The sequence below is a fragment of the Leuconostoc litchii genome (assembly GCF_008107645.1).
Taxonomy (GTDB): Bacteria; Bacillota; Bacilli; order Lactobacillales; family Lactobacillaceae; genus Leuconostoc; species Leuconostoc litchii.
The window spans coordinates 949,220-974,685 of sequence record NZ_SDGY01000001.1 but is presented as its reverse complement, the minus strand read 5'-3'; the positions used below and the strand labels follow the sequence as shown (position 1 = coordinate 974,685).

Sequence of the window (25,466 nt, the reverse complement as noted above, 5' to 3'; positions counted from 1 at the left end):
CGGTTTTTAATTAGAGAGGGTATATGAAAACAGTTGAGGAAGCTATAGCATACATTCATAATCGACCAAAGGGTGGTCGAAAAGAGTCTTTGTATAGGATGAAAGCGTTACTAGCCGCTTTAGATAATCCACAAAATCAATTACCAAAAGCTATTCATATAACTGGTACAAATGGTAAAGGATCAGTTTCTACTATGGTTAGCAATATTTTACGTGTAGCAGGATATGATACAGGATTATTTGTTTCACCATTTATCACTAATTTTAGAGAAAGAATTCAAATCAACAATGAACTAATTCCTGAAGCTGACTTAGTGGCTACAACGAAAATAGTGGCAAAAGCATTAGTTGATGTTGATAAAGAATTATTTCCAGATATCCCACTTGAGTTTGAGGTATTAACAGCAGTTATGTTGACGTATTTTGCGTCAAAGAATTTAGATGCTGTGGTTATTGAAGTCGGTATAGGAGGTTTACTTGACTCAACAAACGTTTTATCAAAGACAAAAGTTGCTGTGGTGACGAGTGTTGGCTTAGATCATCAAAAAATGTTAGGGAACACAATTTCTGAAATTGCTGCTCAAAAATCTGGTATTATCCATGATGAAAGCACGGTAGTTATTGGTGATTTACCTGCAGAGGCTTGCAAAGTAATTGAAGAAAAAGCTTCTGGCGTTATTAAAGGCAAGAAAAATGAGTTTAAATCAGGGTTACCGGGGCAATATCAAATTGAAAATACAGCTACGGCAGTTGCAACAGTACGTGCTTTTGACCAACAAATTTCTAACCACTGCATTCAATCAGGGTTGAATGAAAGTATCTTTGCAGGCCGTTATGAATTAATACAACCAAATATTATGTTGGATGGGGCACACAATGCGCAAGGAATCCGCGCTTTATATCAATCATTGATTACATCATATCCAAATAAAAAAATTTCTTTAATTATTGGCAGTTTAATGGACAAAAACGTTAGTGTAGAATTTGATGAAATTTTGAAAAATAAGTGGTTTAATATTGTTTTGGTACCATTTGTTGGTCCAAATGGTCGACAGGGTTTATCTGTTGAGAAGACCATAGCAATGTATCCTCAAATATCAACAGTTTCCAATTGGCATCAAGCTGTGGAAAAATCGAGGGCATCATTGACTGTATTAACAGGATCATTATATTTTGTTAGCGAGGTAAGAGAGTATTATGCTAGATAAAAAGTTGTCTCCACGCTTAGTGTTGAGTGTATTATCAATTGGTTTATTGGGATTCACTGACATTATGTTGGAAACTGCCTTAAATGTCAGTTTTCCAATGTTAATGAATGAATTTCAGATTACATCAAGTACCGTACAATGGTTAACGTCTGGGGTTATTCTTTTGACTAGCATGGTAGTAATTTTATCACCTTGGTTGAAGAAAAATTTTACAAACCGTAGTCAGTTTGTGGTAGCGACAATCATATCCATTATAGGTGTGCTAATCAACGCAGTTAGTGGCAGCTTTGAAATTACCTTATTTGGACGATTATTACAAGGAATTGGTGGGGGTGTTGGGCTACCACTTATGTATAATGTGATATTTGAGCAGGTTCCTGAAAAAAAACGAGGGACAATGGTTGGGCTTGGGTCACTAATTATTTCTTTTGCTCCTGCAATTGGTCCAGCTTTTGGTGGATTTTTAGCGCAAAATTATGGCTGGCATATGGTATTTTGGGTCGTACTCCCCATACAAATTGCGTCGCTATTGTTAGGTTGGTTCACGATTGATCAAGCCTCATTAGTTAAAAAAGAAAAATTAGATTTTGTTGGTTGGTTATTGTTAAGTTTATTTTTTGTTGCTGGTATTTTTGTGATTGAACGTATTAGTACCCATGGGTTACTGAATTCATTGAGTATTTTCATGAGTATTGCTATGTTAGCTGGTCTTGTTGGTTATATTTTGTATGCTAATAAAGCCGAGAATCCTTTGCTAAGTTTAAAGATATTTAAATTTAACATTTTTAGTTTGGGAATTGCTGCAGCATTTACAGCACAGGTTGTTAACTTAACGTTAAATTATGCTATACCGATGGTTGTACAAATTGTTTTATTGAAGAATCCCCAAGTCGCTGGATTAACTTTGCTACCAGGGGCTTTAAGCTATGCTATGATGGCTATTATTTCAGGACGTCTATATGATCGCTATGGCCCGCGAGTACCAATAATTATTGGTGTGGCCTTATTGATTAGTGGTATTATTACATTATCCTTACTGCCACTTAGTTTGTTTGGCTTGACCGTTGGATTCTTAATCATGCAAATGGGTGCTGGTTTCTGGTTTGGAAATAACATGACTTATTCAGTAAGTCATGTACCGGTTGAATTTCAAAGTTCTGGGAACTCTATTTTTTCTGCAACAACTAATTATTCAGCTGCGGTTGGTATCGCACTCGCAGCGGGAATCATTGCAATATTTCAAAAACAGGCTAATAATATTCATGAATTAGCAATTCCTACACAAAAAGGTGTATTGTGGACATTTAGAATAGATATCATATTAATGCTGTTGGCAATATTGTTATCACTAAAAGCATTAAGGTTTACGAAAAAAGTTGAGTTATGACGTATCATATTGTAGAGGAAAAACAATATGGTCAAGGAAAAGGTTCAAAAATTTTATGATATTTTAGGGTACGATAATCAGGAGAATATGCATACATTCCAATGTTATTTCCCGAATAACTATGATTTAAATGAACTGACTCACGATGTTGCTGAAGACTTTGTTTCGCATAATCCAGTTGTCAATGAGGCGCTACTGTTAGGAATTGAAATTGGTAAACAAGTTGCATGCCAACGTCGACCACAAATACTCAATGCTAAGTATTCAGCAGAAATTGGTCGTTTTGCACAACGTGAAATGGGTAGTTTAACGCAAGAACAATTAAGTATAGCTTTACTAGACACCCAATTAAATGTCATTGGTTGGGAAATAGTTTTTGTTGGTACATTAAGCCATGTGCAAGCTTCACCAAGAGAAATATTTCAGCGTGTTTTAAAAGCTAATGCTTTTGGCTTTATGATTGTTCATAATCATCCCAGTGGACATATTATGCCATCCAATGCAGACATTAACTTTAGCCAACGTTTGGCTACTATTGGGCATCAGATGGATTTACGTTTATTTGATTCGTTTGTTGTGACACAAAATGAATATTGGAGTATGTCAGAAAATCAGCAATTAAAAAAAGTTATCTGAATATTCAGATAACTTTTTTTAATTATACAGCTACGGGTGCTTTAATAGCTGGTTCGCTATTGTAATCCAATATTTTAATATCATCCATAGTATAGTCGAATAATGACTTAACTTCTGGGTTTAGCCACAATTTTGGTAGTGGATGCATTGGTCGAGATAATTGCTCATTGATTTGATCAACGTGATTATTGTAAATATGTGTATCACCGATTGTATGAATAAATTCACCAACTTCATACCCAGTTTGAGCAGCTACCATGTGTAATAATAGCGAGTAACTTGCAATATTAAATGGTACACCAAGGAAAAAATCACCAGAACGTTGATACATTTGAAGACTTAATTTACCATCAGCAACATAAAATTGGCTTAATACATGACATGATGGTAATGGTGCTTGAGGCGTTGTTTCAGCATTCCAGGCTGTTAAAATGAGGCGACGTGAGTTGGGCGTTTCCTTAATTTGATCAATGAGACGTGCAACTTGATCAACAGTTTCTTCACCAGCTGTTAAACTATTGGTTTCCCAATTTCGCCATAATTTACCATAAACATTACCAATATAGCCAAATTCTTCTTTAAAATCATTATCATGAAGAATATTGTTCACAAAAATATCCTTCTGTTCTTTATAAAGCTTAGCAAAATTTTCATCTGTTTGTGAACGAAGACCAAAGTCTGTCATATCAGGACCAGTATATTTATCAGACTCAACCCACTTTTTAAAAGCCCACTCATCCCAAATATGATTATTATGTTCGAGAAGGAAACGAATATTATTATCACCTCGCAAGAACCATAAAAGTTCGCTTTTAATTAAGCCAAAAAACACTTTTTTAGTGGTTAATAATGGAAAACCTTCGGCAAGATCAAAACGCATTTGTGTACCAAATAAAGAATGTGTACCGGTGCCAGTACGATCACCTTTCAATGATCCCTCGTTAAGAATTTTTTGTGCGAGGTCGAGATATTGTTGTTCATTTTGAGACATATGTCAAAAATACATAATGTGTTTTTAAAATCAAGAGTATGTGTCTCTTTGAATTATGGTTAAACACATTTCCTTTCAAAATTAATCTTTATCTAAAATAGTAACTAAAAGCCTGCTAAATAGCAAATAGATTAATAGAATTTACAGTGTGATAATTCTGTGCCCTACATTAAAAAAACATAGCAATTATAAGCTATAGCTATTCAATAAATTGATTCATATCTATTTGTGCAGCTGTTGATGCAGAAAGTGGTACTTGTTCTAATTTAACATTTTTTTGTGCTAATAATTCTTCTGCAAATGTATTATTTCGATAATCACGCATAAAATAAATTTTATTAATGCCCGCTTGTAAGAGTAATTTAGTACATTGTATGCAAGGAACGTCGGTCACATAAACTTCAGAGCCATCCACATTAATACCCATTTTTGCGGCTTGCATGAGGGCGTTTTGTTCAGCATGAACAGCTCTAACACAATGTCCATCGACCATTAAATCACCAACTTCGGTACAATGTGGTGTGCCAGATACAGAGCCATTGTATCCACTAGCAATAATACGATGATCTCGAACAATAATCGTACCTACATGTAGTCGAGTACACGTTGAGCGTGTTGATAAAATTGCTGCTTGGGCAATAAAATATTGATGCCAACTAATTCGTTGATCTGTCATGAAAAACTTCCTTTATCAAATAATTCTGTTAGAATGATAATAACACATTTCAATTTGAAGGAGTAACAGGATGACAGAGATTTTAGATGGTAAAGCAATTGCTAAAGCGATTAATGCAGAGACCAAATTACGCGTAGCAAAACAAGATAGGCCTGTCACATTAGCTGTTTTATATGACCCTTCAAATGATGGCAGTCAATTATATGTGGGGATGAAGTCACGACAAGCAGCAAAGTTAGGGATTAAAACCCTAGATATTCCAATTTCATCTGATGCAACAACAGCAACAGTTATTAAATTGGTAGAAGAATTAAATGATGATGACAGCGTAACAGGGATTTTAGTGCAAAGTCCGCTAGCTAAAGGCGTTAAGGAACGTCAAATTTTTTCTGCCGTTGCACCCCACAAAGATGCGGATGGACTTGGTGCTACTGTACAAGGTATGCTGTTTGGTGATGCGCTAGAAGATTATACGGTTGCAGCAACACCCCAAGGTGTTATGACACTTTTGAAGCACTATAATATACCTTTAAAGGGCAAAAATGCCTTAGTTATTGGTCGGTCCCAGTTATTTGGTCGGCCTATGTTTGCTTTGCTGACTAATGCTGATGCTACTGTTACGTTGGCACACAGGTATACCGTTGAAACAACATTAAAAACTTTGTTAAAAAATGCTGATGTTGTTGTCGTTGGTGTTGGCATTCCAAACTTCATTCAAGGACAAGATCTCAAAAATGGTGCTACGGTCATTGATGTTGGTATGAATGTTGTGGATGGGAAAGCCACTGGAGATGTGGATTTTGAATCAGCGCAAGGGGTAGCTTCCTATATCACGCCAGTTCCAGGCGGTGTTGGTCCTATGACAATTGCTACTTTACTAGAAAATACAGTAACATTAGCGGAACAGAATAATTAGGCCAATTGATAAAACATCTGACAACTATGTCAGATGTTTTTTTGTGTAGAAAATTATTTTAAAACGTATGATGCTTCGAGCTCAAAAATTAGAAAGGAAATTAGATATGAAAATAGAACAGTTGCTTGATCAAGCAATCGAAGAACAAGTTAGTGATATTTACATATTACCTAATGATACATATGACATCAAATTTCATGTAGCCGGTCATATTGTACCTAAACAAACATTGCCAAATAGCAAGGCTGAAAAAATGATTGCCGCAATTAAATATCAAGCAAAAATGAATATTTCAGAGAGACGAAGACCACAACTAGGTCGTTTTCAAAGAGGGGATACTTGGATTCGTGTTTCAACTGTTGGTGATTTTATGAATCGAGAAACTGTTGTTTTGCGATTAATTTATTCACGACACCACACGCAATATTGGTTAGAAGAAAAACAATTTGATGAAATTAATTCGAACTTGCCGGACGCCGGCTTATTTTTAATTTCAGGACCGACTGGTTCAGGAAAAACAACGACGTTATATCGTTTACTTGCTAGTATTGCTAAAAATAAGTTAGTTTTAACAATTGAAGATCCTGTCGAAATGTGTGTACCGGAATTTGTACAACTACAAGTGAATGAAACAGCTGGCATTGATTACACAGAGTTAATTAAAGTAGCTTTGCGACATCGACCGGAAATCTTATTAATTGGAGAAATTAGAGACACAAAAACAGCAAAAGCAGTGGTTCAGGCTGCATTAAGTGGGCATTTGGTTTTTAGTACCATTCATGCGTTATCAGCAAAGGATGTTAGGTTACGTTTGTTAGAATTAGGAGTTGATAAACATCAGTTAGAGGTTGCTTTAATGAAAACAGTATATCAAAGATTAGTTCCGACAACAGATGGTCAACAGGCGGCTATTGCTGATATTTTAACCTATCATACGCTAGAAGAATATACACAACAAATTGATGATTGGCAGCAGATACTTCGAGAAGCGCTAGAGAAAAAGAGGATTACACATGCAACTTATCAAAAGTTTATCTCGCTTTAAAAAACAGGACCAGGTATTATTTTTCCAAGAGCTGGGGGAATTGTTGGGTTCAGGATATAGTATTGCGCAAAGCATTGATATTTTAGTTAGTGCACATCAAAATTGGCAATCAATACTACATCAAGTACAAAATGGCTTAGAAAATGGACAAACACTCCATGATACGTTAACACAGTACGTTAGTGCGGGTATTGCATTACAGTTAAAATTAGCACATCAACATGGAGATGTCTCTGCTACGTTAATTAGAATTGGAGAAAGTCTTGCAAAGTTTCAACAACAACAAAGTAAGGTAGCACAAGTGATGCGTTATCCAATTATTTTAATTGGTATATTAACGTTAATGTTATTGGGTTTAAAATACTTTCTATATCCCATGCTGAATCAATGGCGTGAAACAAGTGAAATAACACCACATTACTCGAGTTTTATGTTTTTTTGTATTGGATTGATTATTATTACTTTGGCTCTTTTGAGTTTCTTGTATTGGCATCGACTATTACCATTACAAAAATTAAATTATTTATCTACATTACCTTTTCTGGGTAGCATGGTTCGAACAATTGTGACTTATCAAATTAGCCAACAATTATCAATGCTAATGTTCAGTGGACTAACTTTGCCAGAGATTGTTGATGAAATTGCAAAACATCATCGTAGATCTTACGCAGTTTCAATTGCACAAGATATTAAAAAGCATCTTAAAAATGGTGAGGATGTTGAAAGATATATTTTATCAAAACAGTTCATTAATAAATCATTAGCTGGTTATTTCATTCGTGGGCATCAACCTAAAATATTAGCTCAATATTTAGATTATTATGCGAAAACACAGTTTAGATTATTAATGCAGCAAACCGACCGTTTCATAGGTACTTTACAACCAGTGTTTTTTGGCATTATAGGTATTGCCATCGTTGGCCTTTACATGAGTATGTTGTTACCAATGTATCAAACTATCGGAGGATTATATCAATGAAAATTTTAAAGAAAACGAAAAGAGCTTTTACCTTAATAGAAGCTGCTATTGTGTTATTTATTATCAGTTTATTAATGTTACTTATTTTGCCTAACCTGAACGTGCAACGTAAACATGCTGTAGAAAGCCATGCTACTGCGATGGTGTCAACTGTTCAGACACAAATTGATTTATATCAAAATGACCATCCTAACGTAGAGAATGTTACGTTATCTGTATTAAAATCAGAAAACTATCTATCTGAAAAACAATTTCAAAAAGCACAAGATTTGAAGATAACAATTGTTCATAATGAAGCACGCAAATAACGCTTTTACTTTGATTGAAACCACGTTGACGTTGATGGTTATTAGCTTATTAATTCTTGTTGGCTCGCAAACGATAGCGCGACCGAAAGTAAACCACAAGCAGTGGTTAGTAACTTTTCATGCTTATTGGCAAGGTGCAAGATTAGCAGCGCAACAAAATCAAAGGACGATTATCGTAGCTTTTGAAAAGACAGAAGTTAGGTTTGACGATCAAATTTTATCTTATCCACAAGGTCTTCAAAAACACACTAGACAGACAATTAATATTTTACCCACTGGTTACGTGGCGCCGACTACAATCGTGTTAACAGGAAACTCAACTGTTAAATTAATATTTAGCCTGGGAGGAGGAGACTATCGTGTTGAAACAATTAATAATTAAAAAGAATAGTTCAGCATTTGTTTTGATGGAGGCTATGTTTTCTTTGGTATTAGTAACCATGTGCACAGTATTTGAATATAATCAGGTACATCAATTTAACACGCAAAAGAAAAAATTAGAGCTGCAATTAAAACAGGCAGAGTTTGAGAAGGCAAAGGCGCTAGAGAAATGGCAATTATATGACGAAAAATAGCGGTTTTACATTGTTGGAAGCGTTGATATCATTATCTGTTTCTGCTCTTGTTCTTGTTTCTTTACAATTTATGCTGCCATCTTTACATAGGTTTTCTCAAGTCGACACAGGAACCACTTTCAAAACAGCGGTTCGTCAAATTGAAGATCAAAAATATCTTTTGAAGAATGTTGAACCAAACAAATTAGAACTGAGCAGTTATGAAAGCAAGAAAATGACCCTTGAGGTAAAAAATAGTAAGCTACAACTTAGCGGTGAAAGTACAGGTCAGATTATTTTGATGCATGATGTATCAAAGTTAGTTATCGAAGATAGAACGAACTACTTAAATCTTACAATTACAACAAATAAATCTAAAAAACTGTCTACCATTTTACGTTTAGAGAGAAAAAAACAATATGAAACAGAATGAAGCGTATATTTTACTACCCACAGTGGTCATTTTATCCGTATTAAGTATGGCATTTATTCTCCAAAATGCAGTTTTTAATCAGCAATTGCAGGCAAAATCAAAGTTAATAGATTTAGCTAAAGTAGACAAAATACAAATTGTTGCAACAATGCAAATTTCTAAGGACAGTGAAAAAATCATGTCCATAGACAACGCTAAAGTACGAGTAGTTAATAAGCAAATGGAAATAACACTTGGTAGGCATATTTATGATCGGAAATTGCTTGTGAAATCACCTTGAAAACTATTACTAAAACCGCTAAAATAAACCTATGACACAAGAAAAAATTGCCCAATATTATGATGCATTGATTAGCGCAACAAGTGCGTTAGCTAAAGATGCAAATATAAGCTTTACTGATGCACTAATTGAAGTGATTGAGGATATAAATTCACAGCATGTTCATCGTGAATTAGATAAACCAAGTATAGATATCACTAAAGAAATCCAATCTGTAGTCGACTTAGATTGGTCTTCATCCTCTTCTTCGGACAAGAGAAAAGTATTACAATTAGCTATTTTAAAGGCTAATCGTGAAGATAAAACACCGATAAATTACCAAATTACACCAGATGGTATTGGTTATTTGATGGCTGATTTTATTAGTCAAACAGCTAGTCTACAAAATGATGATATGATCATTGATATGACTATCGGTTCTGGTAATTTATTGTGGACAATTGATGAAATGATAGATGTTCAACTGAAAAGAATCGGTATTGACAACGACGAGACCCAGTTAGCGATAGTAGCAGCAGCTGACGAGTTTATTAACAATGATGAAACAACATTATATCAGGAGGATGTTGTAGGTATAAAGGATGGCCCCAAAGCAAAAGCTGTGATTGCAGATTTACCAATCGGTTATTATCCACTACAACCAGATGACAGTTTTACTACTAAAAACAATGAAGACAAATCATTTGTGCATCATTTGATGATTGAAAAGGCACTAGACTTTGTGGCAAATGATGGCTGGGTATACTTGCTCGTACCCGCAAATGTTTTAAATGGTCCTGAAGCAAAACAATTACTCAAATTTGTGACATCACAAGCACAACTTAAGGCGTTTTTGCAATTACCAAATAATTTTTTCAAAGATTCAAGTTCAGCTAAAGCTATTCTAGTATTAAAAAAGCAAGCTAATAAAAATAAAGAAGTATTGATGGGACAATATCCTTCATTGAAAGATATCAAAGCATTACAAGTTTTTTTGCAAGAAATCAAAGCGTGGGTTAAACTAGAGAAAGAACAAGAGTAATGTATTCTTGGCATTGTCACTCATAATTTAGGTAAGAAAGACAGGTAAAAATCAGATCATGGCTAAAACAATGGCTGTTAACGCAGGTAGTTCATCATTAAAATTTCAATTATTAGAGATGCCTGCAGAACAAGTAATTGCACAAGGAGTTATTGAGCGTATCGGTATGGACGATGCGATAGTAACAATTAAGTATGGTGCAGAAATCCATTCAGAACGCTTGGTTGGCCATTCGGAAGATGACGAACATATTACTTTGTCAAAAGACGGCAAGGGGAAAAAGTATGAAAATGTTACTGCAATAAAGAACCATCAACAAGCAATCAATTATATGTTGCAAAAGTTGACAGATCTGGGCATTATTGAAGACTTTGATGAAATTACGGGTGTAGGACACAGAGTTGTTGCTGGCGGTGAATGGTTCAATCATTCTGTAATTGTAACAGATGAAGTGTTAGCAAAAATTGATCGGTTAGCTGATTATGCACCACTACATAATCCTGCCAATGCAATGGGAATACGCGCTTTTCAAAAGCTCCTGCCAGATGCCTTATCAGTAGCAGTATTTGATACTTCTTTCCATCAAACAATGCCTGATGAAAATTTTCTTTATGCACTTCCTTATGAATACTATACACGTTATGGGGCTCGCAAATACGGTGCACATGGTACATCACATCGCTATGTTGCATCACGCGCTGCAGAAATACTTCATAAAGATTTAAAGCAACTAAAATTAATTACCTTGCATCTTGGCGCTGGTGCATCGATTACAGCGATTAAAGATGGTAAGTCACTAGATACCTCTATGGGATTTTCGCCTCTAGCAGGTGTTGCTATGGCTACACGTTCAGGCGATGTGGATCCTTCATTGCTTTATTATATCCAAGAACGTGAGGGATTATCTAATGAAGAAATGTTAAATATTTTGAACAAAAAATCAGGATTGCTTGGTATTTCAACTATTTCGAGTGATATGCGCGATTTGCTAGAGGTTCAAGATACCAATGAACATGCTAATATGGCCATCAGAATATTTATTAATCGTGTGATTAAGTATGTAGGGCAATACATTGCTGAAATGGGTGGTGTAGATGCTATTGTGTTTACGGCTGGTATCGGAGAAAATTCAATTCCTATTCGTAAAATGATTATTGATAAGCTAAATTACTTTGGCGTAGTTCTTGATGAAGAAAAGAACAATGTCCGAGGTCAAGAGGTTGAAATATCAACTGAAAACTCTAAAATAAAGGCTTTGTTGATTCCAACCAATGAAGAACTAATGATTGCTAGGGATGTGGAATCATTGAAAGCATAGTGTGACTATGTAGTATTGAACGGCTAGTGATTATCACTAGCCGCTTTATTACGCTATAAGAGGTGAGATTAGAGATGCAATCTAGAAAAGAAAAACATCAGCATGAGATTAAAAATGCTGAGGCAATTGAGCAAGGACTGGATCCATTTTCTGATTCAGGAAATAACAGCGGTCATAAGAAAAAAAATAAAAAACATCATCGCCTTTTGTTTATTTTATTGTCCTTGTTTTTTGTAGCAGGTCTTTTTTTCGGATTAAAGATGATATTAACTGATAATACTACCGCACTAGACCCTGATGATACCACTTTTAAAACGGTTAAAATACCAACTGGGTCGACACCTTCACAGATGGCTAAGTCTTTGGAAAAGCAAAAGGTTATAAAAAGTTCACAGGCTTTTTATAAGTATGCTTTAAAGCATGGTGCAGAAGATTTACAAGCAGGTACCTATAAAATATCCCCTTCACAGACTGTACAATTAATTTTTAAACAAATGACATTAGGGCCAAATGCTGGGCCACAACTAGGGAAAGGTTATATTTTAGTTGCTACTGGACAAGAGGATTCAGCTATAGCAAAAAATATTGCTAATGAAAGTAAGTTATCGGAATCTAAAGTCCGTTCAGCATTTAGTGATAAGTCAATGATTGCCAAGATGAAAGCTAAATATCCAGATTTATTAAAAAATATGTCATCTAAAAATAGTTTAGCTGATTATATTTATCCAGCAGCTTATGACCTAAATAAAGTTAATGACATAACTGATCTGATTGTAAAATTATTAGCAACTGCTGATAAACAACTAAAACCCTATTATAAGGATCTAAATACAGATGGTATTAATAAGCCAGCTGTGATTACTTTAATGGCTACTTCTGGGAAAAGCGAATTTGAGCATCGTTTGAATTTTATCAATAAGATTTCACCATATGCTCAAACTTTAAGTAAAAAATATGGTATATTAGCATCCATATCAATTGCTCAAGCGGCACATGAGTCAAATTGGGATAATTCAAAGCTATCGTCTAAGTATAATAACTATTTTGGGGTTAAAACACAAGACGAAACAGTTGGGAAGTCAGTTGTCTTAGAAACAACTGAATATGTTGATGGTAAGGCAGAAACTCAGAAAGCACGTTTTGCAGTTTATAGTAGTTGGAAGGATAGTATGAAAGAACATGCTGAAACATTGGTTAACGGGAATACTTGGAATCCAGATCAATTTAAAGATGTTTTGGCTGCTAAAAATTATAAAGAAGCGGCAAAGGCACTCTATAAGGATTCATATGCGACTGATATTAATTACCCAACTTTGATTACAAACTTAATTGAAACATGGAATCTACAAAGATTTGATAAATAAAAAAAGCTAACCATTCAATTACATGAGTGGTTAGCTTTTTATTTGATAAAATAATATTTCCTTTGAAACCGTTTACAGAAATTACAAAAAAGGCTTGTGTAAACGGTTTCATTAATGTACAATAAATAGTGTGAAAAAATGATGTTTTACAAAACATCATACGGAAAAGGAGTATTATTTAGCATGAGTTTAGCACTTTTACTGGCTTTAGTACCAGCCTTAGCATGGGGTTCTGTCGGAATTGTTAATACCAAGATGGGTGGAACAGCTGGGCAACAAACCTTAGGAATGACATTTGGAGCCTTAATATTTGGATTAGCAACAATGTTTTTCTTTGTCATGCCACGTCATATTGAATTAAGTAGTCATATTTGGGTTGTCGGTATCTTGTCAGGACTAGTTTGGGCTGTTGGAACAGCTGGGCAATTCTTGGCAATTAAGGATTTGGGTGTTTCACTAGCCATCCCATTATCAACTGCTGGTCAAATAGTGGCCAATGCATTAATGGCTGCAGCAGTCTTGGGAGAATGGAAAACCGGTAAAATGTGGGCAATTGGTGTAATTTCAATTGTTACAGTTGTAATTGGTGCTACATTGATTTCTGCACGTGATAAGTCAAAAAACAGTACAGGAATTGAAGAACAGACACAAGCAAAAGATTGGACTAAGGGATTTGTTTATTTGCTTATTTCAACTGTTGGATTCATGTTTTATTTTGTTCTTCCAAACTTCTTAAATAAGGTTGGTTATATATCTGATGCAGTTAAGGCAAGTGGAAATGGTGTTGATTATATGACAGCCATTGTCGGTCCACAAGCAATTGGTCAAGTTATTGGTGCATTCTTAATTGTTGCCTTTGTCTTGAAAGAATCCAGCATTATGTTTAAACTACCAACATGGCGTAATATCGTAACTGGTTTGGTTTGGGCTGCTGGTAATATCTTTATGTTTATCTCAGCAGCAAATCCTGATGTTGGTCAAACAATTGCAACTACATTCTCACAGTTAGGTATTATTGTTGGTACGTTTGGTGGTATTTACATTTTAGGAGAAAAGAAGTCAAGCTATCAAATGAAGTTGATTGTTTTGGGTACAGTGCTTGTTGTTATTGGTGCAATTATTATTGGCAATATTCATAGTTTTGGATAAAATAAAAACGTCTGACTTGATAATCAGACGTTTTTATTTTACATATAATTATTTCGTAACACTGATAATTTGAACATCAATGCTAATGCCATTTGGTAATGGTACAGCAACGGTTTCACCAATCTTTTTGCCCATCAATGCATTAGCCATTGGTGATTCATTAGATATTTTGCCAGCCAATGGGTCAGCTTCAACAGACCCAACAATTGTATATGTTTCAGGATCTTCGTTTGGTAATTCTTTGAATGTTACTGTTTTTCCCAAAGAAACTTCGTCTTTAGCAGTAGCGTTAGAATCGATAATTTCAGCATTATCAATCATTTGTTTTAATGTTTGAATACGTCCTTCAACAAAGGCTTGTTCATCCTTAGCAGATTGATATTCTGAGTTTTCTGATAAATCACCATATGATCTTGCAATTTGGATACGCTTGGTAATTTCTGGACGTTGTGTAGCAATAAGGTCTTCTAATTCCAATTGGAGTTTTTCACGACCTTCTGCGGTCATTGGATAAGTTTTTTCTTCAGACATAAATGTTCCTTTCAATTTGCGCTTTTTTCCGCAAAATATAACGGAAAAAGCATATCATGTGTGCATTTTTTTTGCAATAGATTTGCGATTAATTATCAATAAAATTAATGCAGCGAACAGACTAAGTAACGCACCATAATAAAATAGAGGTGGCGTGTAGACAAAGGTTATTTTATGAAGACCTGGCTTTGTTTTAACAGCTATGAAATAATCAGCCACTTTGTTAGTTTTTACGATTTTTCCGTCAACTGTTACCCGCCATCCAGGGGTTGAAGGGATAGTTGTCATGATCAATGTCTTCTTTTTAGTTGTTTTAATTGTGCCTTCAATACGTCGTTCAGAGCGTTTTGTGATTTTTAAACTATTACGCTTCAAATTAGAGGAATCATGCCTAATACGTTGATTATCGACATGATAGAGGGTTACGTTTGTTAAAGCCAACGTTTGCGTATTTTTTAGTCTAAATGTAATGGTCTGTAGTTTATCTTTAGCTTTGGTAGCGAGGTTAACAACAACGGTATGACGGTATGTATTGAACTGTGTAATTACTTTGCCATTGATTAGTAAGTCAAAATTTTTGATGTCTAAGTTATTACCAATCGTTAGATAGTAACTATCGTTTGTTGTAGGTGTAAATTGTAAATCTAGACTAGCGGGTTTTGTAGTATCTTGCCGTGTGATAACAGCTCCTGTGACCATAGTAGGCGCCGTAAGATTGTATCCGACTGATTTTTCAAAATTATCCACTTGAACAGTTGAACTAGTTGCACCTGTGATTCCTTGCCAAAGATTACCTTGATTTTGTAATGGATTGTTGAATAGCATCTTTGTATTTAATACACCTGAACTAGCAGCGAAAGCTATTGGTAGTGCGTTGTTATTTTGATAAATATTAGTAGTTTGTGTTTGTTTCTTCAATGTATAATTTTTAATATCTGGACGAAAACCAATTAAATGTTGACTAGGCTGACCAGCATCTCCGTTATCTTGGTCATTAGGTGTAATGATGTATTTCATTCCCAAAATGGCATCTGATAACAAGCTACCATTACTATACACAACATAGTTGTCACCATCTGGCTGACCAAAATTACCAAAGAAATTAGGTGTAGATTTAGGTAAGGCGGAACTGAAGTGAGCCCCGCCATAGTAATCAAGCATCATTGAGTCACCACGTGTTCTTTGAAATGTTTGTGCGACACGATACCAGGAACGATCAGTTTTAATTTTTTTCGTGGCTGCTGTTAATGCTTTAATTGTATTTTGATATTCTGTATTTGTAAGGTATGAAAAATGATTAAGTGTTAGGCTTACATTTGCAGTAAGTGATACAAGTGTTATTGTAGCAAGCATAGGCAACCAAAGACGATCACGAATTTTAAAAGTAAACTGTATAAATGTTAAGAGTGATAGCCCTAGAAATGTGGCGATACTTGTGCTATCAATATAGCTTATTTTTTTGTCATTAACGAATCCGTATATGGTAATTAAAAAGAATACACTCAGCAATAGAATGCGTGTGGATAATTTTGGATACCAGTTCGGATACCAGCTCATTGCTGCTAAGTAAGTCACGAAAAAACTGATTAAGAAGCTAAAACGGTAAGGATACCAAACCGGATATTGGAAACCGTGAAACAATAGATTGAGTGGAATCCAAGTTGTTGCTACAATAAGGAATGCCAATAGGAAAAAGGCGCCTATCTTAACACGCCGATGAATAACACTAGTCGTCATAAAAGTTACTAAAGCAATAAGAATAAAGGTACTAACATAAAAATTTGCTTGGCCATTTTGCATTTGATTAAAGTCAAAGCTACCAGGTATTAATTTAAGCAGTAAATGCAAAGGATTATTATCGAACTTGAACGAAAATTCAGAGTTATATTGTGCTTTACCCAGTTTTAATTGGAAATAGGTAGGTAAAATAAGCCATGCGGAAAGTGCGCCACCAATCACAGATCCCATGATAAAGTGCCAGGTAATCAATAAGCGTTGTTCAACATTTGGCCACGTTAAACGCCAAAAAAAGTACAGTATTATAAATATAGCGACCATATAACCAATATAATAATTAGTTATAATTGTAATTGCCAGTAAAATACTATAACGCCACCATGAATGTCGATAAAATATTTGCTCTAACTGATAAATTACTAGAGGGAGCATAATTGCTGTATCAAGCCATAGTAAATTCAAATCATTAGCCACAAACCAACCAGATAAAGCGTAATTAATAGCAAAAAGAGGAATATAGTATCCTTTCTGAAAATGCAATTTTTTCAAAAGATAGCCCATCGATAAGCCGGCAGAACCAAATTTTAAGCAAGTAACTAATAGAATAGCGGCAGGTAAGTAGCCATTTGAGACAAACAAAAATACTAAATTAAAAGGACTCATTAAATAATAGGCCCATTCACCTAACATATCGCCACCAAGGGCATTAGAAAATGAATAAAAAAAGCTAGTTGGATGATGTAGTATCGTATATTTGAATGCAGCAAATTGATCAATATATTGTTGTCCAAGATCAACGGTTAAAATTGAGTTATCTCCGAATGGGGCCATATGGCGATAAACAAAGTAACCCATCATGACCAATAGAGGAATCCAAAAGCTTAGAGCTAGTGGTGAAATTGTATATTTTTTTAAATTATGTCTCATAAGTATTAGCATACCAAATTTCAATCAATTTAGGAAAATTAAAGCCAGAAATTTCATTCATGTGAAATTTCTGGCTCAAAACATATTATTTAGTTGAAGAAATAGCAACTGATGTTGAAATATATTTGCTTGGATCTAATATAATCTGTGAAATGAACTCTGCAACACTAGTTCTAGTGATTGGACGACCAACAATGATTTCATCAGGCTCTGTTTGTACATTGAGTTGCTGCATTTTATTGTCATCAGTTAGTTCATTTGGCCGAATAATTGTGTATTCGAGTTGAGAATTTTCAATTCGTTTGGCGGCAGCAGCTTGATCACCCATATAAGTATTTTCATTATCAGTTGTACCCAAAATGTTGCGCCAAATATCAGCTGTATGAGGCGGTAGCTCATTGTAGATCCCAATTGTGGCTATCCAAATCAAGCGTTTAACACCGGTTTTGTGCATTGCATTAACTAGGGCATTCGCAACATTTTTTTGGCGACCTTCTGCTCCAATATTAGCATAGACAATGTCTATATCCTTTAAGGCATGCACCAAGCTATTCTCTTCTGTTGCATCAAGAGCTTTGATATGTTTTTCGGGACGTGCGTGAAGTGAAGTTAGTGTGAGATTTGTATCGGAATTTGCCAAGGTATCAACTACAAGTTTAGCGATTTGACCATTGGCACCGAGAATTAAAATGTTTTTTGTCATGCTTTCATTTTAGCATGATTATTTGTGTTGCGGTAGAATATACATATTAAGTGTATTTAAAATAGTTTACCAACAGCTATTTTAGGGTTAAATAAAATTTTTATGAACAGTGGGGGATATATGAGTTTAACTTATCAACAATTGTTAGTAGCGGTCCCGTTAGTGCTTCGTGGTGGCAATGTGCCTAATATTGTCGGTGAGGCCGGTATTGGAAAGTCCGCACTGGTCACTGATATAGCAAATAAATTAGATGCTAAGCTTTTCACTACCGTTGTGTCCTTATCTGAAAAAGGTGATCTAGCCATCCCAATTCCACCATTAAATGAATCATCTTTTTTAAAGACGCAAAGTTATGGTCGCTTGGCTGATGTTAAATTTGGGTATACACACACCTTAATTCAAATCATCAAACAGGCAGAACTGAATCCAGAACGATTGATTATCTGGTTTTTGGATGAATTTAATAGAGGTTCTCAAGCTGTACAAGGGGAATTAATGAATTTAGTTTTGCAACGACAAATTAATGATATTATTTTGCCGGACAACGTTAAAATAATTCTCGCAGAAAATCCAGATGATTCGATGCAAGGATTTGAAGATACCGAATATGCTGTTCAAACTTCGGATGCGGCTATTACAGATCGCACGACACGTTTGGTCATGTCTGTTTCGGTCCCTGATTGGTTAGAGTGGGCTGCTCTTGGTGCAAAACGACCGAATATTCATAATTTAGTTCGTCAATTTATTGCCGAAAATGCAACATTATTATATCCGACTTCACGTGATATTGATCTGAATCCAACCCCACGTGCATGGCAACGTGTATCGGATAATCTTTTTCAATTACAAGAACTATCGAAAAAGCAACAAGATGAGCTGTTATTTGATATTGTTGCCGGTGATCTGGGTGATAGCTGTGCGAGTCAATTTGTAACTTTTGTTCAAGAAAAAACAGCTAGTCTAACTGCAGCAGATGTTTTTGATTCTCTACCTAAAGGGGCAAAATTACCAATGAAAATCAGAAATAAATTTGAAAGTTTTTCGGAAATTCAGAAACTTAATGTGATGAAAACATTATTGTTAACAGCTGATATGAGCCTAGACAATAATGTTGGCCGTTTTGGTGAATTATTAAATCTCATTGCTCCTGATGGTCAATATGCTTTGGTCAAGCAAATGACGAGTGCACCAATTTTAGATGACCTATATGCATCCGAGAATCATTATGCCAATGTTTTGTATCAGCAAATTATGGACATTGCAACACGATGAAGTTAGAAACTAACAATTTAATTATTGATGGTATCAAGACATTATTAGATGTTTCACCCTTATATGGCAATATTGTGATGCATTTAGTTCGTGAAATAGATTATAATGAGCCTAATCCTTTAACTTTACGATGGCAACACCATCAATGGTATTTGGTGATTAATCCTGAATTAGTAGCTATACGCTTTCGTAATCACAATCAAGTAGCTGCAGCATTGTCACATGAGGCTTTACATATCATTTGGCAACATCCTATACGCTATGCAGAAATACGTCAAAATAATAAAATGGTTGATTTAGGAACAGACTTAGCTGTTAATCAATATTTACCAAATGATTTGGATACTATACCTGATGCGATAACGTTTCAAACAATTAATGAGCTATATCACTTAAAATTACCTGAATATCAAGATTCTGCTACGTATATCACTCTTTTATCTGAAGCAACAAAAAACAATCAAAAAGAAAACCAACCCAATAGATCAAGTCATGTATCATGGACAACTGCTAATGAATCATTAGATGAGGCTAAGGCGGCACTAAAAAGCGTTATTAAAAAGGCAACTGAAGATACCAAATATTTTGGGCGTGGAGAAGTAGCTAGCCAAGTTGTGCAACAACTTAACGAGGTGATTTTACCCAAACGTCATTGGAAAAGTTTATTGCGAATGGGATTGAGTCAAACACCTGATAAAAAGAATCCTTCTAGAGCTAGATTTAATCGACGACAAGCCTATCGCTTGGATTTGTTAGGAGAAATTCGTCAATATAGTGTGAGTATTGTTATTTTCATAGACAACTCAGCATCTATATCAAATCGTCAGGCTAGTGAATTCTTGGCTAATGTTAGACAAATTACGAAGCAAATAGACGCTCGTATCCGTATTTTTTCATTCGATACCCAGGTTCATGAAGTTAAAAATATTAAACTTTGGCAGCGACACGCTGGTGGCGGGACAACCTTTCAAATTATCTTTGATACATTGATTCTCTTGAAATATTCACCATTAGAGACCATGGTTGTTATTCTCACGGATGGAGATGGTGAAAAGAGTATCATCCAAACAAAATTTAAACAAGTCTACTGGTTGTTACCAGCAGGCAAAAAACTAAGTATTTTAGCACCTTTCGGAAAGGTCATAACCTTATGAAATTGAAACCAAAAGATCTTAAAAGCTTTATTGATAAGGATAACAGATTTCGGCGTGCAGAGGCATTGCTCCATGATCAGTGGGAATCATTATTGTTAAGTGAGCCTTGGGGGATGACAATGATTACGAGAGCTGATATTTCTTTTGCTAGAGCATTAGTTAGTGCAAAAATAGTTTCTACAAATGTCGATTTAGCAACATTTAAAGGAGTACAAAAGTTTATTCATCATAACATTCACCGTTTATCACCTGATGTCATTCAATCATTAAAGGAGCCATTCTTATGAAAATTAATTTAGTCTTAGCACCAGAACAATCAGTTTCAACATTGATAGCATTACAACATCAACATCCTAAAAATGTTTTTTACCTGGGCAAAATTTCTCAGCTAGCTGGTACAAATGTACTTATTTTTGATGCACCTGAAGTTGTAACACAATTTGAACGTCCTCTTGGTTTTGAAATCAAGGAACTAAATGGTCACTTAGAAGGTAATATTATTCACCAAATTGCTTTTCAAGTGAAAAATAATAATAATGAATTGATTGCTAAACTATTAACCGGTAACTCGGTTATGGCGCAAAATGAAAATGGTAAAGCAGAGTACATGATTTGGTCGTTCTGGTCGACACATGAGCAACTAGCAACTTTTTTGGCTAGTAATGTTTATCAACAAATGAATGATTTAATGAAGAATCCATATACTACAACTTATCAACATGTAACAGATGCAACACAATTATCTTTAACTAGTAAGATGCGTGATTTTGATAAGGAATGGTGGGGATGACTTATCAACAGCGACACAAGTTTTAAGTTGCTTGATTATTTATCATAATTCAGGTACACTGAAAACGAATTAAATAAATATCTGGGGTGCCACACGGCTGAGAAATACCCATTGAACCTGATGACGATAATGCGTACGAAGGAAGATTATAACAACGAACTATTTTAGTGTATCAATATACTTTTTTAGCCGTTAACTAATCTTTTTTTGATTGGTTAACGGCTTTTTGCTTGAGCTGGGAGTCTCAGATGCTTGTTTAAAAATTAATCATGAAAAGGAAATGAATTATGAATGTTGCAGATGTCAGAAAAAAATCACCGCTCGTACTTACCTATGCTAATTTTGTTACACCACAATTTGTGGCGAACACTATTAATGTTATAGGTGCTTCACCACTGATGAGTCGTGAGCCAAAAGAATTTGAAGACTTAGTAGCCATTGCCGATGCAGTTGTGATCAATACAGGCACATTACAAGAAAAGGAGATTAATCATATCATTCAATTGTCACAAATTGCTTATGATATGGGAAAACCAGTAATATTAGATCCCGTTGCTGTATCAGTGCCTTTTAGAGCAAATGCTATAACGCAACTTTTAAAAAATGGGCATGTTGATATTATTCGTGGTAATGCAGCTGAAATTGCATGGTTTGCACAAGTTACTTTTGATAGTCAAGGAATTGATGCTACAGGGGATGGTGATGTAGTAAAAATTGCTCAGAAAGCTGCGCAAGCTACTGGTGCAATCATTGCGTTATCTGGCACGTGCGATGTAGTTAGTGATGGCCAACATACGCAAACACTTGATGTAAATATTCAGTTATTATCCACAATTGTTGGTACTGGTGATGCACTATCTTCAACAATTGGTGCCTTTGTAGCAACAGATGTAACTGTAGAAAATGTTGTTAGTGCTATGGCTACATTTAAATTAGCTGGGCAAAAAGCAACTAATATAGTGCAAACACCTGGAAATTTTTCGGGTCAATTACTTGATCAACTATTTGTGATTAAAGCGACTGAAGTACAGCAGTTTATTAATGAAAGTGTGAAAAAACATGACTAATGAAACACCACAAGTTTTAACTATTGCAGGTATAGACAGTAGTGGTGGTGCGGGTATTAGTGCTGATTTGAAAAGTTTTGCTGCGCAACATGTTTATGGTGCTAATGTTGTTGTGGCATTGACAGCGCAAAATACATTGGGTGTACAGGAAGTATTAATGATATCTCCTGAAATGATACACGCACAGCTGCAATCAATAGTTGATGATTTAAGAATCTCAGCTGTTAAAAGTGGTATGTTAGGTGACGTAGTTACAGTAGAAAAAGTTGCTGATTTTTTAAAAATGAATGAATTTGGTACGTACATTTTAGACCCAGTGATGGTTGCAAAAGGTGGTGCACATTTGTTAAATGATAAAGCTATTGTTGCTGTCAAATCAGTATTATTGCCTTTAGCAACCTTGATTACGCCAAATATTCCTGAGGCAGAAGTATTAAGTGGCGTAACTATTAATGATCATCAAGATATGATGAAGGCAGCATTAAAAATACAAAAATTGGGAGCTAAAAATGTTTTATTAAAAGGTGGGCATACCTCTGCAAAACATGTATATGATTACATTTTACTAGCTGATGGACACCATTTTTGGATGAAAAGTACACGTGTTGATACTAAGAGAACACATGGTACTGGAGATACAATTTCAGCAGCAATTACTGCGCAATTAGCGTTGGGAAAAGACATGAAAACGGCAATTATATCTGCTAAAGCATATGTTGATGCAACCATTAGAAATGGTATTCAAGTTGGCCATGGCCATGGACCATTAAACCATCAAGCAAAAGTAACTGAAGTAAACAATCCAGAGGTATTAGCAAATGTTTAGTTCAAAGACATTAGAAAAATATTTTGTGTTAGGTACACAGAATACCAATGATGAAGAGAATTTTTTCGAAGTCTTAACTGAGGCATTGCAAGGTGGCATCACACTTTTTCAGTATCGAGAAAAAGACCATGGGGCACTAAAAGGGCATGAAAAGGTCCGTGTTGCTAAAAAAATACGGCAATTAACAGCCCAGTATCATGTACCATTGGTCATCGATGACGATATATCTTTGGCTCATGAAATTGGTGCCGATGGCGTTCATTTTGGACAAAAAGATGGTAATATTGTTGAAAATATTAAATCAGCAAGCCCTCTATTTGTGGGCATATCTGTATCATCAATGGCTGAATATAAAAAAATAAAAAACATTCAAGGAATCGACTATATTGGTATTGGCCCAGTTTTTTCCACTACAAGTAAAGAAGATGCTAATCCAGCAATTGGCTTAACTGGATTAGCACCAATTGTGCAAGAAAGCCATTGGCCAAGTGTGGCGATTGGTGGAATTACAGAAGAAAATTTAGCATCAATTATATCAACTCAAGTGAACGGTATCGCCGTAATTTCGATGATTAGTCAAAGTTCAAATGTGAGGGATACAATTAAATTTTGGAACCTATTACTCTTAAATAAAAAGTGAATTTCACAAGCCTTATTGTTGCTATAATCACAAATTAATTATACTTTGTGAAATGATAATAGTGTTATAATTAGGGTGTTGAGAACAAGAATGCAGTTTTTAATTGAAGAAAGGTCGAATAAAATGAGCTATCAAACAATTAATCCCTTTAATGACGAAGTTATTCAAACATTTGAGAATCATGATGATGACTATGTTGAACAAGCTATCTCCGAAGGTTACGCATTATACAAAAAATGGCGCAACGATCCTGTAAGTAGTCGTGCAGAGATGCTCAACAAAATTGCCGACTTAATGGAGGAAGATGCTGAACATTTAGCTAAAGTTCTTACCGTTGAAATGGGAAAACGGTTAGTTGAAGCAAAAGGTGAAGTAGCCTTGAGTATTTCAATTGCTCGTTATTACGCTGAACATGGCGCTGATTTTCTTAAGCCAGAGCCGATTAAATCATCAATGGGGGACGCACAGGTTATTTCGCGTCCCACAGGTGTTTTGATGATGGTTGAACCATGGAACTTCCCGTATTATCAAATTATCCGTGTGTTTGCACCGAACTATATGGCGGGTAACCCAATGCTGTTGAAGCATGCAAGTAATACGCCAATGGCTGCTTCAGAATTTGAAAAAATTGTACAAAAAGCTGGTGTGCCGACAGGTACGTTTGCTAATTTATTTATCGACTACGACCAAGTTAATAAAATTATTGCTGACGATCGCGTACAGGGTGTGGCGTTAACTGGATCAGAGCGTGCTGGACAGCTAATTGCTGCCGAAGCTGGTAAGAATATGAAACAGAGTTCACTCGAACTCGGTGGTAGTGATCCATTTATTATTTTAGATGACGCTGATTTATCTGAAATTGAAAAAATTATTGGTGGTGCACGTTTATACAATGCTGGGCAGGTATGTACATCATCTAAACGTTTCATCGTGACTGAAAAAAATTATGATGCCGTACTCAAAATGTTAAAAGATGCATTTTCTACAGCAAAGTTAGGTGATCCAATGCTCGATGACACGACATTGGCTCCGTTAAGTACAACTAAGGCTAAGAAAAATTTGACAAAACAAGTGAAAGAAGCCGTCGATGCTGGTGCCACGCTTGCATTTGGAAGTGTAACTCAAAACCAACCAGCTGCTTTGTTTGAGCCTGTTATTCTAACTAATATTACGAAAGATAATCCAGCTTATTATCAAGAATTCTTTGGACCAGTTGGTCAGATTTATAAGGTCAAAGACGAAGAAGAGGCTATTACGTTGGCAAATGATTCTCACTATGGTTTGTCTGGAGTTGTATTCGGTGGGTCAGCAGATCATGCTACAGAAGTAGCATCTAAAATCGAAACAGGTGCAGTATTTGTCAATAGCTTTGGTGGTACGCTGCCTGAGCTACCATTCGGTGGTGTTAAGAATTCAGGTTATGGTCGTGAGTTAGGCCGTTTTGGTATTGAAACTTTTGTGAATAAACAGCTCATTGTAACTAAAAAAGAGCCAATTGACTTAAATAATGCTTTTGGTGGGTTTGTTTAAAAATAAATAATTAATTAAACGGTT

The 25,466-nt window shown here is 35.3% G+C and carries 28 protein-coding genes and 1 riboswitch; of the genes, 23 read left to right on the top strand and 5 right to left on the bottom strand.

Annotated elements, in window-relative coordinates:
• The first annotated feature begins 23 nt into the window (after nt 1-23).
• Genes ESZ47_RS04785 through ESZ47_RS04775 form a run of 3 tightly spaced genes read left to right on the top strand, consistent with a single transcriptional unit; the run spans nt 24 to nt 3,231 of the window.
• Nucleotides 24-1,208: a bifunctional folylpolyglutamate synthase/dihydrofolate synthase gene (locus ESZ47_RS04785; protein ID WP_148605242.1), complete on the top strand. Its 1,185-nt coding sequence runs from the start codon at nt 24-26 to the stop codon at nt 1,206-1,208.
• Entirely contained in the window at nt 1,198-2,595 is a 1,398-nt protein-coding gene (locus ESZ47_RS04780) for an MFS transporter (protein WP_148605240.1), read from the top strand. Before ESZ47_RS04785 ends, ESZ47_RS04780 begins: the two co-directional genes overlap by 11 nt.
• A gap of 27 nt (nt 2,596-2,622) precedes the next feature.
• Nucleotides 2,623-3,231 carry a JAB domain-containing protein gene (locus ESZ47_RS04775; protein ID WP_148605238.1) on the top strand — a complete coding sequence of 203 codons (609 nt, stop codon included), beginning with the start codon at nt 2,623-2,625 and terminating at the stop codon, nt 3,229-3,231.
• 22 nt (nt 3,232-3,253) lie between these two features.
• Here the strand turns inward: ESZ47_RS04775 and ESZ47_RS04770 are convergent, their stop codons facing one another.
• Together ESZ47_RS04770 and ESZ47_RS04765 are read right to left on the bottom strand one after the other, a co-directional pair.
• Entirely contained in the window at nt 3,254-4,222 is a 969-nt protein-coding gene (locus ESZ47_RS04770) for a thymidylate synthase (RefSeq protein WP_148605237.1), read from the bottom strand.
• 199 nt (nt 4,223-4,421) lie between these two features.
• Complete coding sequence (locus ESZ47_RS04765; protein WP_148605235.1) at nt 4,422-4,898, bottom strand: deoxycytidylate deaminase; 477 nt, start codon at nt 4,896-4,898, stop codon at nt 4,422-4,424.
• Nucleotides 4,899-4,968: 70 nt separating this feature from the next.
• Between ESZ47_RS04765 and ESZ47_RS04760 the strand changes: the two genes are divergently transcribed.
• The 12 genes from ESZ47_RS04760 to ESZ47_RS04705 all read left to right on the top strand — a co-directional run bounded on the left by ESZ47_RS04760 (nt 4,969) and on the right by ESZ47_RS04705 (nt 14,265).
• A complete protein-coding gene (locus ESZ47_RS04760) occupies nt 4,969-5,814 on the top strand; it encodes a bifunctional 5,10-methylenetetrahydrofolate dehydrogenase/5,10-methenyltetrahydrofolate cyclohydrolase (protein ID WP_148605233.1) in 846 nt (281 codons plus the stop codon).
• A 106-nt stretch (nt 5,815-5,920) separates the two neighbouring features.
• Nucleotides 5,921-6,859 (top strand): competence type IV pilus ATPase ComGA, encoded by a 939-nt coding sequence (gene comGA, locus ESZ47_RS04755; protein WP_148605231.1) that lies wholly within the window; start codon nt 5,921-5,923, stop codon nt 6,857-6,859.
• Nucleotides 6,828-7,838, top strand: a complete 1,011-nt coding sequence (locus ESZ47_RS04750; RefSeq protein WP_148605230.1) for a type II secretion system F family protein — start codon at nt 6,828-6,830, stop codon at nt 7,836-7,838. Before comGA ends, ESZ47_RS04750 begins: the two co-directional genes overlap by 32 nt.
• Entirely contained in the window at nt 7,835-8,146 is a 312-nt protein-coding gene (locus ESZ47_RS04745) for a prepilin-type N-terminal cleavage/methylation domain-containing protein (protein ID WP_148605228.1), read from the top strand. The genes ESZ47_RS04750 and ESZ47_RS04745 overlap by 4 nt, the downstream gene beginning before the upstream one ends.
• Nucleotides 8,130-8,528: a type II secretory pathway, pseudopilin PulG gene (locus ESZ47_RS04740; protein WP_148605225.1), complete on the top strand. Its 399-nt coding sequence runs from the start codon at nt 8,130-8,132 to the stop codon at nt 8,526-8,528. Before ESZ47_RS04745 ends, ESZ47_RS04740 begins: the two co-directional genes overlap by 17 nt.
• On the top strand, nt 8,509-8,721 hold the full coding sequence (locus ESZ47_RS04735; RefSeq protein WP_148605223.1) for a hypothetical protein: 213 nt from the start codon (nt 8,509-8,511) through the stop codon (nt 8,719-8,721). Before ESZ47_RS04740 ends, ESZ47_RS04735 begins: the two co-directional genes overlap by 20 nt.
• Nucleotides 8,708-9,133 carry a prepilin-type N-terminal cleavage/methylation domain-containing protein gene (locus ESZ47_RS04730; RefSeq protein WP_148605222.1) on the top strand — a complete coding sequence of 142 codons (426 nt, stop codon included), beginning with the start codon at nt 8,708-8,710 and terminating at the stop codon, nt 9,131-9,133. The genes ESZ47_RS04735 and ESZ47_RS04730 overlap by 14 nt, the downstream gene beginning before the upstream one ends.
• Nucleotides 9,120-9,413 carry a hypothetical protein gene (locus tag ESZ47_RS04725; protein WP_148605220.1) on the top strand — a complete coding sequence of 98 codons (294 nt, stop codon included), beginning with the start codon at nt 9,120-9,122 and terminating at the stop codon, nt 9,411-9,413. Before ESZ47_RS04730 ends, ESZ47_RS04725 begins: the two co-directional genes overlap by 14 nt.
• A gap of 31 nt (nt 9,414-9,444) precedes the next feature.
• A complete protein-coding gene (locus ESZ47_RS04720) occupies nt 9,445-10,434 on the top strand; it encodes a class I SAM-dependent methyltransferase (protein WP_148605218.1) in 990 nt (329 codons plus the stop codon).
• 58 nt (nt 10,435-10,492) lie between these two features.
• Complete coding sequence (locus ESZ47_RS04715) at nt 10,493-11,752, top strand: acetate/propionate family kinase (RefSeq protein WP_148605216.1); 1,260 nt, start codon at nt 10,493-10,495, stop codon at nt 11,750-11,752.
• 74 nt (nt 11,753-11,826) lie between these two features.
• The gene (locus tag ESZ47_RS04710) at nt 11,827-13,116 is read left to right on the top strand and encodes an endolytic transglycosylase MltG (RefSeq protein ID WP_148605214.1); all 1,290 of its coding nucleotides are present in this window, start codon (nt 11,827-11,829) and stop codon (nt 13,114-13,116) included.
• A gap of 183 nt (nt 13,117-13,299) precedes the next feature.
• Complete coding sequence (locus tag ESZ47_RS04705) at nt 13,300-14,265, top strand: GRP family sugar transporter (RefSeq protein WP_148605212.1); 966 nt, start codon at nt 13,300-13,302, stop codon at nt 14,263-14,265.
• 48 nt (nt 14,266-14,313) lie between these two features.
• On the opposite strand, the gene greA is transcribed toward ESZ47_RS04705, so the two are convergent.
• The 3 genes from greA to ESZ47_RS04690 all read right to left on the bottom strand — a co-directional run bounded on the left by greA (nt 14,314) and on the right by ESZ47_RS04690 (nt 18,163).
• A complete protein-coding gene (gene greA / locus ESZ47_RS04700; RefSeq protein ID WP_148605210.1) occupies nt 14,314-14,796 on the bottom strand; it encodes a transcription elongation factor GreA in 483 nt (160 codons plus the stop codon).
• A 54-nt stretch (nt 14,797-14,850) separates the two neighbouring features.
• On the bottom strand, nt 14,851-17,460 hold the full coding sequence (locus ESZ47_RS04695; RefSeq protein WP_148605208.1) for a YfhO family protein: 2,610 nt from the start codon (nt 17,458-17,460) through the stop codon (nt 14,851-14,853).
• 85 nt (nt 17,461-17,545) lie between these two features.
• Nucleotides 17,546-18,163 (bottom strand): SDR family oxidoreductase, encoded by a 618-nt coding sequence (locus tag ESZ47_RS04690; protein ID WP_148605206.1) that lies wholly within the window; start codon nt 18,161-18,163, stop codon nt 17,546-17,548.
• 120 nt (nt 18,164-18,283) lie between these two features.
• Between ESZ47_RS04690 and ESZ47_RS04685 the strand changes: the two genes are divergently transcribed.
• The 8 genes from ESZ47_RS04685 to ESZ47_RS04650 all read left to right on the top strand — a co-directional run bounded on the left by ESZ47_RS04685 (nt 18,284) and on the right by ESZ47_RS04650 (nt 25,442).
• Complete coding sequence (locus tag ESZ47_RS04685) at nt 18,284-19,435, top strand: AAA family ATPase (protein ID WP_148605204.1); 1,152 nt, start codon at nt 18,284-18,286, stop codon at nt 19,433-19,435.
• Complete coding sequence (locus ESZ47_RS04680; RefSeq protein ID WP_148605202.1) at nt 19,432-20,589, top strand: vWA domain-containing protein; 1,158 nt, start codon at nt 19,432-19,434, stop codon at nt 20,587-20,589. The genes ESZ47_RS04685 and ESZ47_RS04680 overlap by 4 nt, the downstream gene beginning before the upstream one ends.
• The gene (locus ESZ47_RS04675) at nt 20,586-20,876 is read left to right on the top strand and encodes a hypothetical protein (RefSeq protein WP_148605201.1); all 291 of its coding nucleotides are present in this window, start codon (nt 20,586-20,588) and stop codon (nt 20,874-20,876) included. Before ESZ47_RS04680 ends, ESZ47_RS04675 begins: the two co-directional genes overlap by 4 nt.
• The gene (locus tag ESZ47_RS04670; RefSeq protein WP_148605199.1) at nt 20,873-21,379 is read left to right on the top strand and encodes a hypothetical protein; all 507 of its coding nucleotides are present in this window, start codon (nt 20,873-20,875) and stop codon (nt 21,377-21,379) included. The genes ESZ47_RS04675 and ESZ47_RS04670 overlap by 4 nt, the downstream gene beginning before the upstream one ends.
• A 72-nt stretch (nt 21,380-21,451) precedes the next feature.
• Nucleotides 21,452-21,540, top strand: a riboswitch (TPP riboswitch).
• Nucleotides 21,541-21,666: 126 nt separating this feature from the next.
• Complete coding sequence (thiM, locus tag ESZ47_RS04665) at nt 21,667-22,446, top strand: hydroxyethylthiazole kinase (RefSeq protein ID WP_148605197.1); 780 nt, start codon at nt 21,667-21,669, stop codon at nt 22,444-22,446.
• On the top strand, nt 22,439-23,272 hold the full coding sequence (gene thiD / locus ESZ47_RS04660; protein ID WP_148605195.1) for a bifunctional hydroxymethylpyrimidine kinase/phosphomethylpyrimidine kinase: 834 nt from the start codon (nt 22,439-22,441) through the stop codon (nt 23,270-23,272). The genes thiM and thiD overlap by 8 nt, the downstream gene beginning before the upstream one ends.
• The gene (gene thiE, locus ESZ47_RS04655) at nt 23,265-23,912 is read left to right on the top strand and encodes a thiamine phosphate synthase (RefSeq protein WP_148605193.1); all 648 of its coding nucleotides are present in this window, start codon (nt 23,265-23,267) and stop codon (nt 23,910-23,912) included. Before thiD ends, thiE begins: the two co-directional genes overlap by 8 nt.
• A 123-nt stretch (nt 23,913-24,035) precedes the next feature.
• A complete protein-coding gene (locus ESZ47_RS04650; RefSeq protein WP_148605191.1) occupies nt 24,036-25,442 on the top strand; it encodes an NAD-dependent succinate-semialdehyde dehydrogenase in 1,407 nt (468 codons plus the stop codon).
• The last annotated feature ends 24 nt before the right edge of the window (nt 25,443-25,466 follow it).

Coding starts and splice junctions, on each gene's coding strand:
- ESZ47_RS04785 (WP_148605242.1), top strand. CDS start 24: ATGAAAACAGTTGAGGAAGCTATAGCATACATTCATAATCGACCAAAG.
- ESZ47_RS04780 (WP_148605240.1), top strand. CDS start 1,198: ATGCTAGATAAAAAGTTGTCTCCACGCTTAGTGTTGAGTGTATTATCA.
- ESZ47_RS04775 (WP_148605238.1), top strand. CDS start 2,623: ATGGTCAAGGAAAAGGTTCAAAAATTTTATGATATTTTAGGGTACGAT.
- ESZ47_RS04770 (WP_148605237.1), bottom strand. CDS start 4,222: ATGTCTCAAAATGAACAACAATATCTCGACCTCGCACAAAAAATTCTT.
- ESZ47_RS04765 (WP_148605235.1), bottom strand. CDS start 4,898: ATGACAGATCAACGAATTAGTTGGCATCAATATTTTATTGCCCAAGCA.
- ESZ47_RS04760 (WP_148605233.1), top strand. CDS start 4,969: ATGACAGAGATTTTAGATGGTAAAGCAATTGCTAAAGCGATTAATGCA.
- comGA (WP_148605231.1), top strand. CDS start 5,921: ATGAAAATAGAACAGTTGCTTGATCAAGCAATCGAAGAACAAGTTAGT.
- ESZ47_RS04750 (WP_148605230.1), top strand. CDS start 6,828: ATGCAACTTATCAAAAGTTTATCTCGCTTTAAAAAACAGGACCAGGTA.
- ESZ47_RS04745 (WP_148605228.1), top strand. CDS start 7,835: ATGAAAATTTTAAAGAAAACGAAAAGAGCTTTTACCTTAATAGAAGCT.
- ESZ47_RS04740 (WP_148605225.1), top strand. CDS start 8,130: ATGAAGCACGCAAATAACGCTTTTACTTTGATTGAAACCACGTTGACG.
- ESZ47_RS04730 (WP_148605222.1), top strand. CDS start 8,708: ATGACGAAAAATAGCGGTTTTACATTGTTGGAAGCGTTGATATCATTA.
- ESZ47_RS04725 (WP_148605220.1), top strand. CDS start 9,120: ATGAAACAGAATGAAGCGTATATTTTACTACCCACAGTGGTCATTTTA.
- ESZ47_RS04720 (WP_148605218.1), top strand. CDS start 9,445: ATGACACAAGAAAAAATTGCCCAATATTATGATGCATTGATTAGCGCA.
- ESZ47_RS04715 (WP_148605216.1), top strand. CDS start 10,493: ATGGCTAAAACAATGGCTGTTAACGCAGGTAGTTCATCATTAAAATTT.
- ESZ47_RS04710 (WP_148605214.1), top strand. CDS start 11,827: ATGCAATCTAGAAAAGAAAAACATCAGCATGAGATTAAAAATGCTGAG.
- ESZ47_RS04705 (WP_148605212.1), top strand. CDS start 13,300: ATGAGTTTAGCACTTTTACTGGCTTTAGTACCAGCCTTAGCATGGGGT.
- greA (WP_148605210.1), bottom strand. CDS start 14,796: ATGTCTGAAGAAAAAACTTATCCAATGACCGCAGAAGGTCGTGAAAAA.
- ESZ47_RS04695 (WP_148605208.1), bottom strand. CDS start 17,460: ATGAGACATAATTTAAAAAAATATACAATTTCACCACTAGCTCTAAGC.
- ESZ47_RS04690 (WP_148605206.1), bottom strand. CDS start 18,163: ATGACAAAAAACATTTTAATTCTCGGTGCCAATGGTCAAATCGCTAAA.
- ESZ47_RS04685 (WP_148605204.1), top strand. CDS start 18,284: ATGAGTTTAACTTATCAACAATTGTTAGTAGCGGTCCCGTTAGTGCTT.
- ESZ47_RS04680 (WP_148605202.1), top strand. CDS start 19,432: ATGAAGTTAGAAACTAACAATTTAATTATTGATGGTATCAAGACATTA.
- ESZ47_RS04675 (WP_148605201.1), top strand. CDS start 20,586: ATGAAATTGAAACCAAAAGATCTTAAAAGCTTTATTGATAAGGATAAC.
- ESZ47_RS04670 (WP_148605199.1), top strand. CDS start 20,873: ATGAAAATTAATTTAGTCTTAGCACCAGAACAATCAGTTTCAACATTG.
- thiM (WP_148605197.1), top strand. CDS start 21,667: ATGAATGTTGCAGATGTCAGAAAAAAATCACCGCTCGTACTTACCTAT.
- thiD (WP_148605195.1), top strand. CDS start 22,439: ATGACTAATGAAACACCACAAGTTTTAACTATTGCAGGTATAGACAGT.
- thiE (WP_148605193.1), top strand. CDS start 23,265: ATGTTTAGTTCAAAGACATTAGAAAAATATTTTGTGTTAGGTACACAG.
- ESZ47_RS04650 (WP_148605191.1), top strand. CDS start 24,036: ATGAGCTATCAAACAATTAATCCCTTTAATGACGAAGTTATTCAAACA.